Raw genomic sequence first — 16390 nt, forward strand, 5'->3', positions numbered from 1 at the left:
TTTCCACATGTCTCCTTACTTGGCGAGTCGCCGTGGTTCCGCGGCGGCCGGTCGGCGAGTTCGGTACGGGGAGGCCCGGTCAGGGGGCGAGGGCGCCGGCCGACCGGCCGTCCCCGGCGCCGTCGTCCTCGGCGGCTTCGCCATCCCCGGTGCCGGGGCGGACATGACGCAGGGTGGTGGCCACGAGCACGGCGCAGACGGCGACCAGGACCGCGCCGATCACCGACATGGCCGACAGACCGTACGAGAAGGCCTCGCGGCTGAGGTCCACCAGCCTGCTCCCCGGCTCCTCGGGCAGCTGCTCGGCCGCGGACAGGGCCTTGGCCAGGGTGTCCCCGGCGGCCCCGGCGGCCTCGGCCGGAATCTCGGCACCCGCGGTCTCCTCCACCCGCGTGCGGTACACGGCGGTGCCTATGCTGCCGAGGACAGCCAGACCGAGCGCGCCGCCGAACTCGTTGCTGGTCTCGGAGACCGCGGACGCCGCGCCCGCCCGGTCCGGGGGAGCGGAGCTGACGACCATGTCCGTGCCCAGGTTCAGTGCCGGGGCTATGCCCGTGGCCATGACGGCCAGGCCCGTCACCAGCAGCACGAAGTCGGTGCGGCCGGCCCGGGCGACGAGGAGCAGGCCGACCGCAGCGGCCGCGAGGACGGCGGCCATGACGTAGGCCGGACGCACCCGGCGCAGTGCCGTGATGGCCACCACCGTGCCGATCACTCCGCCGACACTTCCCGGCAGGCTCCACAGGCCCGCCTCCAGCGGGGACAGTCCGTGCACCAACTGGAGCGACTGGACGATGAACAGGTTGATGCCGAACATCACGAAGGTCAGGGTGGCCAGGGCGCTCAAGGACACCCGGAACCGGGACTCGTGGAACAGGCGCAGGTCGATGAACGGGTCCTCCAGGCGGCGTTGCCGCCGCAGGAAGACCGTGCCCGCGGCCACGCCGAACGGGATGGCCAGCACCGGCAGTGCGCCCAGCCCGTCCCGGGCGACCTGCTTGATGCCGTACACCACCGGCAGGACGGCCGCCAGGGAGAGCAGGGAGCTGACGAGGTCCAGTCGTCCGGCCGAGGGCGCGCGGTACTCGGGCAGCAGGACAGGGCCGAGCACCAGCAGTGTCACCATCACGGGGACGCCGATGAGGAAGACCGCCCCCCACCAGAAGTGCTCGAGCGTGACGCCTCCGACCAGCGGGCCGATCGAGGCGCCCACGGTGAAGCACATCATCCAAGCGGATATGGCGATGGTCCGCTGGCGTTCGTCGAGGAACATGACGCGCAGGAGCGAGAGAGTGGAGGGCATCAGGGTCGCTCCGGCCAGTCCCAGCAGGGCGCGGGCCGCGATCAGCGTCTCGGGGCTTGAGGCGTAGGCGGCCAGGACGGAGGCGGCCGCGAAGGCGCCGGCTCCGGTCAGCAGCAGGCGGCGCCGGCCCATCCGGTCCCCGAGGTTGCCCATGGTGATCAGGAAACCCGCCACCATGAACCCGTAGATGTCCGTGATCCACAGCAGCTCGGAACCGGTGGGCGCGAGGTCGGAACTGAGGTGCGGAACGGCCAGGTGCAGCACCGTCATGTCCATCACGATCAGCATCGCGGGTAACGCGAGGACGGCCAGCCCCAGCCATTCCCTCAACCCGGCGCGAGGCGGGACGTGACCGGGTTCGGCGGAGTGGTCGGATCGGGCGGAGGTCATCAGCGCTCCTCGTCGGTCACTGGTTGCGGTTGCCGGGCGGCGGGGCAGGCAGGAGCTTCCCGCGGTTCCCGGCGGCGGTACGGCGGCCCGGCCGCCGGCGGTGTCCGCGACTCCGGCCCGGGGTCAGGCAGCCGGGGAGGGGGAGAGCGGCCGGCGGGCCGCCTCCCGGGGCCACCAGCCGTCGTTCCTGCGATACCAGTCGACGGTCTCGGCCAGCGCGGCGCGGAAGTCCCGGCGCGGCGCCCATCCCAGCTCCCGGCGGATCTTGGCCGTGTCGACCGAGTAGCGCCGGTCGTGCCCCGGGCGGTCGCCGACGGGTTCGACACTGTCCCAGGACGCGCCGCAGTGTTCCAGCAGGAGGGCGGTCAGCCGCCTGTTGGTGAGCTCGACCCCGCTCCCGATGTTGTAGACCTCGCCGGCCCGCCCAGCCGTGCGGACCAGCTCGAGTGCGGCGACGTGGTCGTCGACGTGGAGCCATTCCCGGGAATTCTCGCCGGTTCCGTAAAGCGGTACTTTTCGCCCGTTCAGCAACCGGGTGACAAACAGCGGAATTATTTTTTCCGGGTATTGGCAGGGTCCGAAGTTGTTGCAGCAGCGCGTGACGCGGACGTCCAGGCCGTGGGTCGTGCGGTAACTGAGCGCGAGCAGATCGCTGGCCGCTTTCGAGGCGGAGTACGGCGAACTGGGGAGCAGCGGATGGTCCTCGGGCCAGGAGCCGTGCGGGATGGAGCCGTACACCTCGTCGGTGGAGACGTGCACGAAGCACCGGATGCCGTGCCGAACCGCCGCGTCCAGCAGGACCTGGGTGCCCAGGACGTTGGTACGCACGAACTCCTGGCCGTCGGCGATCGACCGGTCCACGTGGCTCTCGGCGGCGAAGTGCACGATCTCGTCCGCCTCCCCGGCGACACGGTCGACCGTCTGCGGGTCGCAGATGTCGCCGGGGACGAAGCGGAATCCCGGATGGCTGCGCACCGGGTCCAGGTTGGCGGGGTTGCCCGCGTAGGTGAGCCGGTCCAGAACCGTGATGCGCAAGTCGCTCTGTGGCGTCAACAGGGTTCTGACGTAGTGCGATCCGATGAATCCGGCACCGCCTGTCACAAGGATGCGGGGGGCCACGGGGTGCTCCTTACTCGGTGGGTGAAATGCCCGGTGCGGTAAGCGGAATCCGGCGACCCTTCTGCCGCGGCATCCGGCTGTGCGTGTGCGTGCACCATTAACATGTTTCGGGCCGCACTCCGGCGCATGGTGCGCTCAGGGTGGGGAACGCGGTGGCGAGCACGATTCCAACGCACCTATACGGCAGCAGGACCTTACCGACAGGGGGATTTGCTTTGTCTGTCGAGGACGGGAACTCGCGCAGACTCACGGTTCGAAAGGGATCGAACCTCGCCGGCCTGGTTTTCCGGAACGGCCACGAACACTCCAGAACACGCATCCTGGTGGCTTCCGGCTGTCCCTCGGCGGATGCGTTGAGACGGGATATGCAGCGACACGGTTTCGACGCCTTCGTAGCCCCCAGCGGTGGAGACGTGCTGGAGGCGTACCACGACTGCGACCTCATCCTGCTGGACACCGGCCTTCCGGATCTCGACGGTGTCTCGGTATGCCAGGCCATACGCGGGGACAGCGAAGTGCCCATCATCGGCTTCACCCCGGCGGGGGCCGAGGTGGACCGGGTGCTCCTGCTGGAGGCGGGATGCGACGACTGCGTCGAGATCCCCTACCGGGCGCGTGAGCTGGTGGCCCGGATCAAGGCCATCCTCCGCCGGACCGGGACATCGCGCGTACCGGAGGAGACCGGCCGGGGGGAGGGCGACCGTCTGGAACTCGGTCCGCTCGTCATCGACCCCTCCCGGCGGGAGGCGTGTCTGTACGGGCGGCCGCTCGCCCTGACCCGCAAGGAGTTCGACCTGCTGTACACGCTGGCGACGGAGCCGGACCGGATCTTCCAAAGACAGGAGCTGATGTCCGTCGTCTGGGACTACCCGGCCGACACCCGGGTCAGCGTCCAGGCGAGCAGAACCATAGACACCCACGTCAGCAGCCTGCGCGGCAAGCTGGGCAGCAGCGAGTGGATCACGACCATCCGCGGGGTCGGCTTCCGGTTCGGGGTGCCCGCCTCGGAGGCGGACGTCCCCGGCCCCGGACGGGCCCGTCCGGGGCCGGAGCCGGTGGGGGAGGCCGTCGAGTTACGGCCCAAGCTGCTCAGGATGAGAAGCGCCAACGGGTCTGCGCGACACGGCCTTTGGTGAAGTTGAACACCGTCCGAGGAGCGACGGAGAAGGCCCAGGCCCGGCCGACGGAGCCGCTGAGCACGTCACCGTCGACGACGTAGTCCCACATCGCGCCGTACTTGCGGCGGAACGTCTCGGCGGCCTCCTCCAGTCGCTCCTCCTCGGTGACCCGGACCGCCCGGCCCTCCAGCACGATGTCCATGCCGCTGGAGAGCTGGTTGGTCCCGGTCAGCAGCGAGCACCGGGGGTTGGACAGCAGGTTGAGCACCTTGCGTTCCCGGGGCAGCGAGCAGAACCACAGGGCCCCGTCGTGCCACGCCCCCGCCACGGGCGTTATGTGCGGCCTGGGGGTGGGCCGCACGGTCGCGACCCAGTACAGCTTGGCCTCGGCCAGCGCGCGGCGCGTCTCGCTCCAGGAGGCGGGGCGCGCTCCCTCGGAGCTGTAGCGGGGGTCCAGTTCCACGTCGTAGGGGTTGTCGGTCATTCAGAGGTCTCCAGGTCGTGACAGCGCGGCGGGACCGGACGACATCACCGGTACGGGTACTCCGTCTGCTCCCAGGCTCCGGGCGAACTCCGGATAGGAGTCGATGATCTCGTCGGCCTGTGTGCGCAGGTCGTACCGCTCGCACAACAGGTCCAGGACGTGCTTGTCCCACTCACTGCGCCGGACGATCTCGTGATAGGGGATTCGGGTGAAGGCGACGAGCTGGTAGAGCTGGGCGAAGTCCTCCGGGTACCGCTGGTGCAGCCTGCGCTCCAGCCCCTTGCGCATGTGGAACAACTCGTCGTCGATGTGGGCGCTCAGCTCTTCCAGGTTGGCCATGGACAGGTCGGCTATCGCCTGGCCGGGGGCCACCCGCAACTCGCTGAACTCCGCCGCCGCGGCCCGGACGGCGGTGTGACGGTCGGAGCCGGAGCCCAGGTGGCGGTCGAGCAGACCGCACAGCACCTCCGCGTCCTCGAAACTGCAGTTGATGCCCTGGCCGTAGAACGGGACGACAGTGTGGGCGGAGTCGCCGACGAGCACGGCGCGGTCGTAGTGGTAGGGGGCGCAGCGGACGACCTTGAGCAGGGCGGGACGCGTGTCCCAGGCCTCCTCGACGACCTGTGGCAGGGCCGCGGCGATGTCGGGGTACTCGCGGTCGAAGTGCTCCCGTACGGAGTCGCGGTCCGCGAAGGACCGGAACCGCAGTTCGCCGCCCAGGCTGTCCACCGGCATGAACAGGGTGGTGGTGGGGATGCCGTTCCGGTTCGGCTGGGCCTGGAGGAAGTGGTCCCCGCGGGGCCACAGGTGCATCCCGTCCGGGCTGAGCCTCCGGGCCGCTTCGGGCAGCATGGTCAGCTCGACGTGGCCGTGTGGGATGTACTCCTGGTGGATCCGCATCCGGGCGCCGGACTTGGACAGTTCGTAGCGCAGCGCGCTGTTCGCGCCGTCGCAGCCGATCAGGATGTCCCCGGTGGCCCGGCACACGCCGCCGTCGGCGGCGACGAAGACGGCCTCGGCGCGGTGCGCGTCGGCAGCGACGCAGGAGTGGCCGAAGTGCACGGACGCCCCCGCCTCCAGCGCCTCCTCCAGAAGGATGCGCTGGAGGGCGGCACGCGGTACGGACAGCAGGTGGTGGTCGCTGCTGACCCCGTAGGGCTGGTGGGTGAGCGTGCCGTCGCGGTGGTGCACGACGCGCTGCTGGAGCACCGCCCCCGTGGCGTATATGCGGTCGCGCAGCGCGGGGTGCAGAGCGCTCGATCCTCGGTGGGTGAGGGTCAGGTTGAACGAGCGGCCGGTCCCGACGGTGGCCACACCGCCGGCGGACTGCTTCTCGTGTACCTCCACCTCGAAGTTCCGCCGACGCAACTCGATGGCGAGGAGGCAGCCCACCGGGCCGGCTCCCACGATGACGGCCCTGACGCGGCGCCTGGCTCCTGACATGACGGGGTCCTTCCTGCGATGGCCTTCGGCGGCTGGGTGTCCTCGGCGGCTCGTGCCGCGCGGCGGCGCTCACGGCACGCGTGCGGTGGCGACCTGGCCGGTCTCGGCGAAGTAGCGGACCATCGAGGTGATCCAGGACGGATCGGCGGCGGGCAGTTCGAGGCCGAGGTCCTTCAGCAGCCTGACCGTGCCGTCGTTGGTGTAGTGGTGGTCGCCCAGCTCCATGACCCCCTCCCGGAACAGCGGGACGAGGCTCGCCAGGGAACGGTCGTCCGCGTCGGAGGGGCCGGACTCCAGGGCTTTGAGCCACTCGGCCGTGGACACGAGCCGGGGCGGGCGCCCCAGCGAGCCCACGGCGGCGAAGACCGTCTCCCAGTCCATGCCGACGGGGTGGAAGACGTGCACGTTCCGGTTGTGCGCGGCGGGCGAGCGGGAGAGCAGCACGACCGCGTCGGCCACCACGTCCACCGGCAGCAGGTCCACGGGCGGTCCCGGCTCCCTCGGCGCCAGGCCCAGCTGCAGGAAGCTCTTGACCTGGAGCCAGAAGAAGTCGTCCGTCCGGCAGGCTCCGGTGGCGGTGTCCGGGCCGATCCTCCCGATGCGGTGGACGGTGACCGGCACCCCCCGCTCCCGGGCCGCCAGCGCCAGCCGCTCGGCGACCCACTTGCTCTGCGCGTAGCCGATGCCGAGCCCGTCGGGGGTCTCGGGGACGGCGTCCTCGCCGATGTTCCGGGCAGGCCCTCCGGGCGGGAAGACGGCGAGCGTGGACATGTGCTGGAGCGGCTTGAGCACCGTGTCGGCGCAGAACTCGACGACCCGTACGAAGCCGTCCACGTTGGTCGGCTTGACCGAGACGTACGGTGCGGCGAAGTTGATGTGCGCCGCCGCGTGGTAGACGGCCTCGATCCGCCCGGCCAGGGCGCGGTACTCCTCGGGTGCCAGGCCGAACCGCTCCTGCGACAGGTCCGCTGCCACCACGCGCACCCGGGACAGGTCCAGGCCGCGGTCGGCCCGGTAGCGGCGCGCGTTGTCGGTGACCCGGCGCAGCCCCTCCTCCGGCGAGCCGGCCCGTACCAGGCAGTGGACCTCGCAGCCGGCGGCGAGCAGGGAGCGCAGCAGGTAGATCCCCAGGAAGCCGGTGACACCGGTCAGCAGCACCGTCCGGGCGGCGACCGGGTTGGCGCGCCGCGGGACGCCGGCCGGATCCAGCCCCTCCGGAAGCCGGGTGTCGGCCCACAGGTCGGGCCCGCCGGCCGTGACCTCCCCGGCGCGCGCCTGCTCCACCCGCGCGGCCATGCCCGCCACGGTCGGGTCGGCCAGCAGCACGCTGAGCGGGAGATCGACGCCGTACTCCTCCTGGAGCGTCTGGCGCAGCCGCACCGCCATGAGCGAGTGGCCTCCCAGGGCGAAGAAGTCGTCCTCCGGGCCGACCGCGGCACCGTCCAGCAGTCCGGCCCAGACGGCGGCGACGCGCTGCTCGGCAGAGGTCGGCGGCCGGCCGCCGGAAGCCTCCCGCCGGGGAGCCGGAAGCTGCGCCGCGCGGGCGGCCAGGGTGGCCCGGTCGGTCTTGCCGCTGGGAGAGGTGGGCAACTGGTCGATCCCCACGAACCGGGAGGGCACCATGTACGCCGGCAGGGAGCGGCCCAGCAGGCGGCGCAGCTCCGGTTCGTCCACGGGGCCGTCCGTGCGCAGGAACGCGACGAGCCGCCGGTCCCCGGGGCGGTGTTCGGCGGCGACCACGGCGGAGGCGGTCACCGAGGGCAGGTCGTTGAGCGCCGCCTCCACCTCCGCGGGCTCGATCCGGTAGCCGCGGATCTTGATCTGCTCGTCGACCCGGCCCAGGTGCACGAAGCCCTCCTCGGGCGTGAACCTGACCAGGTCGCCGGTGCGGTAGAGCCGTGCGCCCGGCTCCGGTGCGTAGGGGTCGGGCAGGAAGCGCGAGCGGGTCTGTTCCGGCAGGTTCAGGTAGCCGGGGGAGAGGACCCGCCCGCCCACGTACAACTCGCCCGGCACCCCGAACGGCACCGGACGGCGGTCGGCGTCCAGGACGTACTGCCGCACCCCCGCCACGGTGTGCCCGATGGGCGGCCTCTCCGGCCAGTCGGCCGGGTCCTCCGGCAGGCGGTGGGCGGTGCACAGGTGCGCCTCGGACGGTCCGTACGCGTTGATCAGCGCCGCCCTGGTGAGGCGGCCGAACATCTCCCGCAGCCGGGGCGTGACGACCAGCTGCTCGCCGGTGGTGTAGACCTCGGCCAGGTCGGGCAGGGCGATGCCGTTGCGGACGACGACGGACGCCAGCTCCTGGAGGGCGACGTAGGGCAGGAAGACCCGGGCCACCCGGTGCTCGCGCAGATGGCCGGCCAGCCGGTGCAGGTCGGCGCGCATCTCCTCGTCGGTGAGGACCAGGGTGCCGCCGGCGCAGAGGGTCCCGAAGATCTCCATGAACGACACGTCGAAGGAGAGCGACATGTACTGGAGGGTGCGGGCGTCGGTGTCCGGCTCGGACAGGTCCATCTGCCGGTACACCAGGTTGTTGACGGTGAAGTCGTCGATGACGACGCCCTTGGGCCGTCCCGTCGACCCCGAGGTGTAGACGACGTACATCTCGTCGTCGGGGGTGCGGCGCACCGGCAGGTTCCCGTCGTCCTGCCCCCGCACCCGGTGCTCCTCGGCGTCGAGGTCGAACACCTCGGTGCCCTCCGGACCCGGCGTCTCCGGGTGGCCCCGGGTGAGCAGGAGCCCGGGACGGGAGTCGGCCAGCATCAGCGCGATGCGGTCCCGCGGGTACGCCGGGTCCAGCGGGACGTAGGAGGCGCCCGCCTTCAGCACCGCCAGCAGGGCGGTGATCGCGTCCGGTCCGCGCTCCAGCCGGATCGCGACCCGAGTCCCCGGGCGGGCCCCGCGCTCGCGCAGGGCCCGGGCCAGCCGGTTGGCCGCGGAGTTCAGATGCCGGTACGTGAGGACGCCGCCGTCCACCGCCTCGACCGCCGTGGTGTCCGGAGCCAGCCCGGCCCACTCCTCGAACATCTCGGGCACCGATCGCCGCGCGGGCCGCTCGTCCACGGGTCCGTGCCAGGCGGCCTCCAGCTCCCGCAGCTCCGCCGCGGGCACCCAGCTCAGCTCGCCGACGGGGCTGCCGGGCCGGTCCAGCAGGTCCGCCAGCAGGGTGCGGAACCGCCGGGCAACGCGTTCGACGGTGCCGGGCCGGAACAGGGCCCGGTCGTACTCGAAGGTCAGGCCCAGTTCCTCCTCGCCCTCCTCGACGATCAGCGCGAGGTCGTACTTGGGGGCGCCGCTGACGTGCTGCCACTCGCCGGTGCCCAGGCCGAGGTGGCGTAGGACGCGGCGCTCCTTCGGCATCAGGGTCACCATCGTCTGGAACAGGGGCGAGCGCCCGCCGTCCCGCCCCGCGCCGAGGGCCTTGACGACCTCGTCGAAGGCCACGTCCTTGTGGCGCATCGCGGCGAGGACCTCCTGCCGGGTACGCGCCAGCAGATCCCGCGCGGTGTCCCGCGGCGAGATCCGGTGCCGCAGCACGACGGTGTTGACCAGATGGCCGATGACATCCTGGTCGGCTGCCCTGTCGCGCAGCGACACCGGCAGACCGACCGTCAGGTCCTCCTGGCCGGTGTGCCGGTGCAGTAGCACCGCGTAGGCGGTGAGCAGGACCACCAGCGGGGTCACGCCCTCGGCCGCCGCCCGCTCTCGCAGCCGGGCGGCCTCGGCCGCCGGGAGGACCGTCCGCACGCCGTCCGCCCGCCCGGCGCCCCGCCCGCGCGGGTGGTCCAGGGGGAGGTCGAGCAGCGGCGGGGCGTCGGCGAGACGCTCCTTCCAGTGGTCCAGGGACGCCCGGGCGGCCGTGCGTCCCCGGGCCGCGACGACGTTCCTGAACTGCGTTGGGGCCGGGGTGCGCGGCAGTTCCCCGCCGGCCGCCAGCCGCCGGTAGGCGGTCAGCCACTCCGTCAGCAGCACGGACCAGGAGAAACCGTCGAACACGGCGTGGTGCACGTTGACCAGGAGGACCGTGCCGTCCGCTCCGGTGTCCAGGCACAGCACGCGCAGCAGCGGACCCGTGCGCAGGTCGAGACGGGCGACGGCGAAGTCGGCGGCCAGCCGCCGCACCTCCTCCTCGCCGCAGGCGGCGGCCGTCTCGAAACCGAACCGGGGACCGGCCGACACCCGCTGCACCAGTCGGCCGCCGGCGTCCATGGCGAAGGTGGTCCGCAGACTCTCGTGCCGGGCCACGACGTGCCGCAGCGCGCGCCGCAGCGCCTCGGGGTCGAGCGGTTCGGGGAAGCGCAGCAGGACGGGGGAGTTGTACGCCGCCGGGTCGCCGAACTCCCCGGCGTACCAGATGCCCGCCTGGGCGGCGGTCGCCTCCCAGGCGAACTCCCCGGCGCCAGAGGACTCGTGGCCCGGCTCCGGCTCCGTTCCCGGCTCCGGTGCCGGGCCGCGGGAACCCTCCCGGCGCCGGGCGCGCAGCCGCTCGGACAGGGCGCGCGGGGTGCCGCACTCGGCGACGTCCGCCGCGCTGACCTCCAGGCCCAGCAGGCCGCGCAGGTCGGCGGCGTAGGCGTCGCCGTCCGCCGCGGTGAACGGGTCGTCGGCCGTCGCAGCGGGCCGGCCGGCGGTGTGCCGCCATCGGTCGAGCACCACGGTGAGCAGGGGGTCAGTCATGTGCGGCCACCTCCGTGCGGCCTTCGCGCATCGACCGGATGTGGTCGGCCAGCGCCTCGGCGTTGTCGTGCTGGAAGATGTCCTCGGCCCGCACGTCGACCCCCATGACGTCCTGGAGGTTCGCGGCGAGCCGGATGAGCTGGAGGGAGTTGGCGCCGGACAGGACGAAGGAGTCGCCGGTGCCGATTCGCTCCCGCCCGGTCACGCCGGCGAGCAGGCTGACGATGACGGACGCGACCGGGTCCTCCGTCTCGCCGCGGGCCTGTCCGGCCTCCGGCTCCACCAGGACGGCACGGGGCTCCTGGAGGGCCATGCGGTCCAGCTTCCCGTTGTGGTTCAGCGGCAGCTCGGACAGGTGGTGGACGCGGGCGGGCAGCATGTAGTCGGGCAGCCGTCCGCGCAGCTCGGACAGCAGGGTCTCGGTGCCGGGCGGTTCGCCCGTCGCGGTGGTGCAGAACAGGACCAGCTCCTTCAGGTGGTCCGCCGCGTCCACCGCGCGGACCACCGCGCGCTCCACCAGCCCCGTCTGCTCGGCGGCGAGTTCGACCTCGCGGAGCTCCACCCGGAAGCCCCGGATCTTGACCATCTGATCGGCCCGGCCCGCCAGGACGACCTCGCCCTCCGGCGTCGTACGGGCCATGTCACCGGTGCGCAGCAGCCGCGTCCCGGCGTGCACGGGGAACTTCTCGGCGGTCAGTTCCGGCTGGTCCAGGTAGCCCTGGGCCAGACCGGCGCCGCTGATGCACATCTCGCCCACCTCGCCGGGCGCGCACGGGGTGAGGTCCTCGCGCAGGACGTGCAGTCCCACGCCCGGCAGCGGCCGTCCCACCGGGAACACCTGGTTGCGCAGGTCGTCCTCCGTCAGGGCGTGGACCGCGGTCAGGGCCGAGTTCTCGGTGCAGCCGTAGGCGTTGTAGACGGTCCCGCCGACGGCCCGCAGGGCGCGGGCCAGGTGGGGCGGCGAGGGGAAGTCGCCGCTGACGATGACCGTCCGCACCCCGCGCAGCACCTCGGGGTGGCCGTCGACCAGGAGGTTGAACAGGCCGCACGGCAGGTTCAGGAAGGTGACCCGGCGCTCGGCTATGGTCCGGGCCAGGTCGGGCAGCGAGGGAAGCTGCGGGGGCGGGACGGCCACCCGGGCCCCGTGCGTCAGGCTCAGCCAGATCTCGGTGGTGGAGGCGGCGAAGGAGTACGGGGCGAGCTGGAGGAAGCAGTCGTCGGAGCGGACCTCCACCTCCCCGTTGTACCGGGCCACGCGGGCGATGCCCCGGTGGGCGATGAGCACGCCCTTGGGGCGGCCGGTGGAGCCGGAGGTGAACAGGATGAACGCGGTGCTCTCCGGATCCACCGGTTCCGGCAGGTCGCCGTCCTCCAGAGAGGTGCTGTCGGCGATGAGCTCGTGGACGTCGCGCTCGACGGTGACGGACCCCAGCCCCGCCGGCACGTCCCGCAGCGTCAGCGGCAGCGCGGCCTCCTGTGTGATCGCGCGCCGTACGGAGACAGGGTGGGCGGGATTCAGCGGTACGACCACGGCCCCGGCCTTCAGGACGGCCAGGATGACGGTGTACAGCTCCAGGGAGCGGGACATGTGGACGCCCACCCGGCTGCCCGCCTCCACGCCCTCCCGTCGCAGACGGCGGGCGAGGCGGTTGGCCGAGGCGTTCAGCTCGCGGTAGGTGAGCGAGGACGTGCCGTCCTCCAACGCGGTCCGGTCGGCCGCGGCGGCGGCCGCGGCCTCGAAGGCGGCGGGGAGAGCCGGTACGTCCTTCAGCTCTTGGATGGCGTGCACGTTTCCTCCAGCAGCGACGACGGGCCGCGGCGGTGGTGGCCGCGGCGGGGGGAATCGGGAGGGACGGGGAGGGGACGACGGAACGGGACGGCGGCGGTCGCGGGTAGCGGGCGGTGGTGCCCCCTCACCGGCCGCCCGGCGCCGTGTCCGCCGGAACCGCCCCGGCGGTGTCGGCGGCCAGGTCGCGCATCGAGACCCGGCCACCGCGGGTGACCAGGTCCACGAGGAACCGTTCCGGGGGCGCGTCGCCCGCTTCGGCGAGGCCGGCGAACCAGGCCGCGCTCGCCCGCCCGATCCGTTGCGTATGCTCCACGGCCGGGCGGCGGGCCGCCTCGTAGGCCGCCAGCGCGGCCGGGAGCGACGGCTGGCAACGCAGGGCGGTGACGAGCGCGTGGGCATCGTCGAGGGCCAGCCGGGTGCCGGACCCGATCGAGTAGTGCGCGGTGTGCGCCGCGTCGCCGAGCAGCACCACGTTCCCGCTGGACCAGGTGGAGTTGCGCACCTGGAGGAAGCGGCTCCACCGCGACCGGTTCTCCAGCAGCCGCGCTCCCGCCAGCGGACCGGCGAAGAGCCGGGCCAGCTCGTCGGTACCGGGGCGGTGCGCGGCCTCCACCAGGAAGGTGCTGCGGCCCGGTTCGTACGGATAGGTGTGCGCGGTCACCGGGCCCCGGGGGGTGTCGGCGAGAATGAAGGCGAGCCCGTCGAAGGCCCGTTCGGCACCCAGCCAGACGTAGTCCGGCGCGATCCGCTCCGTCGTGGTGCCGAACCGCCCGGCCAGGGCGTCCCGGGTGGCCGAGCGCGCCCCGTCGGCCGCCACCACCAGATCGTACCGGGCGGCGAGCGCCGCGGCGCCGGGAGCCGGGGCGCCCTGGTGCAGCCGCACTCCCAACTGCGCGCACCGCTGCCGCAGCAGCCGCAGCAGGGCCCGGCGGCTCATCGCGCCCAGACGGGGGGCCCGGGTGGTGAGCGACCTGCCGTGGCGGTGCACGGTGATCTCGTCCCATCCGGCCAGGCGCGGCGCCAGCGCGTCGGCCAGCAGCGGGTCGGCGCGGTGGATCGTGTCCAAAGCGGCGGGCGGCAGTATGACACCGAATCCGTAGGTGTCCTCCACCTGGTGGCGCTCCCACACGGTGACCTCGTCCGGCGGGTCGGCCAGCCGGGCGAACGCGGCGAAAGCCAGCCCCGCCGGGCCGCCGCCGACGACAGCGATCCTCACCCTCACTCCTCCTCGGTCGTTCGGTTCAGCCCCGGGCCGGGTGCCAGGTGGCGGGGCGGTGGGTCACCGGCGGGTCACCAGGGCTCGGCGCGGAGCAGTTCGCTGATGCGGTCGACGACCGCGGCGGGCGAGGGCATGGCCGCCATCTCCTCGGCGACCTCCTGCGCCGCCCGCCGGGGCGCGGGGTCGCGCAGCACCTCGGTCAGCGCGCCGGCGACCGCCTCCGGTCCGGAGGCGTCGATGTCCAGGGTGGGGCCGGCGCCCCGGGCGGCCACGGTCCGGGCGTTGCTGACGTTGACCGTGCCCGGCATCGGGAGCGAGACCTGCGGCACACCGGCGGCAAAGGAGCTGAGCACGGTTCCGGAGCCGCCGTGGTGCACGATCGCGTCGCAGTGGTCGAGCAGGGCCCGCAGCGGCAGCCAGCGCTCGGGCCGCACGTGCGGCGGCAGGGTCGAGGGCAGCTTCGGCAAATCGGCGTCCGCGGTGAGCAGCACCAGCTCCGCGCCCAGCTCCCGGGTGGCCAGCACGATGTCGCGGTACAGCGCGCCCTCGCGGGTCATGGCCGCCGAGGAGCCGCAGGTGGCCACGACCCGCGGCACGTCGCTCCGCCGCATGGCCCAGCGCGGCAGGGTGCCGCCGTTGTTGAAGCAGCCGTACCGCATCGCCAGCCGGTGCGCGGGCCGGCCGATGTCGGTGGGCACGTCGGTGAAGTTGGCCAGGGAGGGGGGCAGGACGTCGATCTCGATCTCCGCCTCCGTCACCTTCTCCACACCGGCTTTCGCGGCGTGCGGCGCCAGGTACTCCAGGGCGGGGCCGAAGGTCGGCAGGGGCGTTCCGTAGCCGTGCAGCACCGCCGGAACGCCCGCGGCCCGGGCGGCGACCAGCGCGGCGGAGTGGATGCCGGGGTAGACCACGGCGTCGGCCCCCCAGGCGCGGGCGATGTCCACCAGGTCGTCCAGCATCCGGGCGCCCACCTCGCCGAACGCGCGGCCGTGCACGGCCAGCGAGGTGGCGTCGTCCGGGGCGGATCCGGCCTCGGCGCGCTCCAGCATGCGCAGCAGGTCGTCATAGGCCTGCCGGGCCTGCCGGGCCGCACCGGCCTCGGCGGTGACCAGCCCCGCCGCCACCGCCGTGCGCTCCGCGGGGCCGCAGGTGGCCACCAGCACCTCGTGGCCCGCCGCCTGGGCGGCGTGCGCCAGGGGGACCAGCGGCATCAGGTGGGAGGAGACGGGCATCGACGTGAACAGGTAGCGCATGGTCAACTCCTTGCGGATCCGGCGCGCGGGGCGATCAGGGACGGCAGTCCGGCGGGGTCGGCGACGAGACCGGGCGGCAGGGCGTCCGGGACCTGCCGCCCGTCCGCCGCGCGGTCGGCGAGCTCGATCAGATAGGTGCCGTAGTCGGTGTTCGCGTGCTCCCGGCCCAGCTGCCGGAGCCGCTCGGCCCCGATGAAGCCCATACGGTGGGCGATCTCCTCGACGCAGGCGATGCGTACGCTCTGGCGCTGCTCCAGGATCTGGACGTACTGGCCGGCCTCCAGCAGGGCGTCGTGGGTGCCGGTGTCCAGCCAGACGAAGCCCCGGCCCAGCCGGACCAGTTCGGCCTTGCCGCGCTCCAGGTACGCCTGGTTGATGTCGGTGACCTCCAGCTCGCCCCGCGCGGAGGGGGTCAGGCCCCGGGCGATCCCGACCACGTCGTTGTCGTACATGTACAGGCCGGTGACGGCGAGTTCGGAGCGCGGCCGCTCGGGTTTCTCCTCGATGCTCAGCAGCCGCCCGTCGTCGTCCACCTCGGCGACGCCGTACCGCTGCGGGTCCCGTACCGGGTAGCCGAAGATGGTGCAGCCGTCGAGCCGCCGAGCCCGGTCGCGCAGCAGCGCGGAGAAGCCGGGCCCGTGGAAGAGGTTGTCGCCCAGGACGAGCGAGACCGAGTCGTCGCCGATGTGGTCGGCGCCGATCAGGAAGGCCTCGGCGATGCCGCCGGGATGTTCCTGCCCGGCGTAGTCGATGCGCAGGCCGAGGTGACCGCCGTCGCCCAGCAGCGCGCGGAACAGGGGCAGGTGGTGGGGCGAGGAGATGACGAGGATGTCCCGTATCCCGGCCAGCATGAGGACCGAGAGCGGGTAGTAGACCATGGGCTTGTTGTAGACCGGGAGCAGTTGCTTGGAGAGCACGCCGGTCAGGGGTTTGAGCCGGCTGCCCGACCCGCCGGCCATGATGATGCCCTTCACGTGTCAGTCCTCCTTCGTCTGGGGGCCCTGTCGGAGATCCCCGTCGCGCGGCCGGTACTCCGGCAGCAGGCCGCGGTCGAGCGCCTCGGCCAGCGTGGGCGCGGTGCGGTCCCGGTCGGACATGACCGGCTCGGGGCGGTGGGGCACGGGCAGTCCGAGCGCGGGGTCGAGCGCCGACACGGCCAGTTCGTCCTCCGGCCGGTACGGGGTGGAGAGCAGGTAGACCAGGACGGTCCCCTCCGCCAGGGAGACGAAGGCGTGGCCGACATCCGGGGGGCAGTACACGGCGCGCGGCCGGGCCGGGCCGAGCCGGACGGAGTCCCAGCGGCCGAAGGTCGGCGATCCGGACCGTACGTCCACCACCAGGTCCAGCGCCTCTCCCGCCGCGCACAGGACGATCTTCGCGGTGCCCGGTGCGGAGCGGGCGTAGTGCACGCCGCGCACCACGCCCGTCCGGTTGACGCTCAGCCCGCTGCGCACGACCCGGAACGGCGGGCCGCCCGGGACGGCCGTGTAGTCCGCCTCCTGGTACACCGGGCAGAACAGTCCCCGCCGGTCGGGGAAGACCGGCGGGGTGATCTCCAGGGCGCCCGCGACGGCGAGTTCCCTTGTTTCCATGCG

At 72.9% G+C, this 16390-nt stretch carries 11 protein-coding genes; 1 reads left to right on the forward strand and 10 read right to left on the reverse strand.

Annotated features, from left to right (window positions below):
- Positions 1–79: 79 nt before the first annotated feature.
- Positions 80–1693: an MFS transporter gene (locus ACW69E_RS26005; protein WP_457500733.1), complete on the reverse strand. Its 1614-nt coding sequence runs from the start codon at positions 1691–1693 to the stop codon at positions 80–82.
- Between the two features lie 123 nt (positions 1694–1816).
- On the reverse strand, positions 1817–2812 hold the full coding sequence (gene rfbB / locus ACW69E_RS26010) for a dTDP-glucose 4,6-dehydratase (protein ID WP_457500734.1): 996 nt from the start codon (positions 2810–2812) through the stop codon (positions 1817–1819).
- Between the two features lie 323 nt (positions 2813–3135).
- Here rfbB and ACW69E_RS26015 point away from each other — a divergent pair, with 323 nt between their 5' ends.
- Complete coding sequence (locus ACW69E_RS26015) at positions 3136–3948, forward strand: response regulator transcription factor (protein ID WP_457500735.1); 813 nt, start codon at positions 3136–3138, stop codon at positions 3946–3948.
- On the opposite strand, the gene ACW69E_RS26020 is transcribed toward ACW69E_RS26015, so the two are convergent.
- The 8 genes from ACW69E_RS26020 to ACW69E_RS26055 form a co-directional block, all read right to left on the reverse strand.
- Positions 3902–4414: a pyridoxamine 5'-phosphate oxidase family protein gene (locus ACW69E_RS26020; RefSeq protein WP_457500736.1), complete on the reverse strand. Its 513-nt coding sequence runs from the start codon at positions 4412–4414 to the stop codon at positions 3902–3904. The genes ACW69E_RS26015 and ACW69E_RS26020 overlap by 47 nt on opposite strands.
- Complete coding sequence (locus ACW69E_RS26025) at positions 4415–5857, reverse strand: FAD-dependent oxidoreductase (RefSeq protein WP_457500737.1); 1443 nt, start codon at positions 5855–5857, stop codon at positions 4415–4417.
- A 69-nt stretch (positions 5858–5926) separates the two neighbouring features.
- The gene (locus tag ACW69E_RS26030; RefSeq protein ID WP_457500738.1) at positions 5927–10534 is read right to left on the reverse strand and encodes a non-ribosomal peptide synthetase family protein; all 4608 of its coding nucleotides are present in this window, start codon (positions 10532–10534) and stop codon (positions 5927–5929) included.
- On the reverse strand, positions 10527–12323 hold the full coding sequence (locus tag ACW69E_RS26035) for a non-ribosomal peptide synthetase (RefSeq protein ID WP_457500739.1): 1797 nt from the start codon (positions 12321–12323) through the stop codon (positions 10527–10529). Before ACW69E_RS26035 ends, ACW69E_RS26030 begins: the two co-directional genes overlap by 8 nt.
- Positions 12324–12447: 124 nt before the next feature.
- Positions 12448–13539: an FAD-dependent monooxygenase gene (locus tag ACW69E_RS26040; RefSeq protein WP_457500740.1), complete on the reverse strand. Its 1092-nt coding sequence runs from the start codon at positions 13537–13539 to the stop codon at positions 12448–12450.
- Between the two features lie 74 nt (positions 13540–13613).
- On the reverse strand, positions 13614–14795 hold the full coding sequence (locus ACW69E_RS26045) for a glycosyltransferase (RefSeq protein ID WP_457500741.1): 1182 nt from the start codon (positions 14793–14795) through the stop codon (positions 13614–13616).
- Positions 14796–14797: 2 nt separating this feature from the next.
- The gene (gene rfbA / locus ACW69E_RS26050) at positions 14798–15769 is read right to left on the reverse strand and encodes a glucose-1-phosphate thymidylyltransferase RfbA (RefSeq protein ID WP_457500742.1); all 972 of its coding nucleotides are present in this window, start codon (positions 15767–15769) and stop codon (positions 14798–14800) included.
- Between the two features lie 3 nt (positions 15770–15772).
- On the reverse strand, positions 15773–16387 hold the full coding sequence (locus ACW69E_RS26055; protein WP_457500743.1) for a dTDP-4-dehydrorhamnose 3,5-epimerase family protein: 615 nt from the start codon (positions 16385–16387) through the stop codon (positions 15773–15775).
- Positions 16388–16390: the final 3 nt, after the last annotated feature.

Source organism: Streptomyces sp. SS8 (assembly GCF_054072955.1).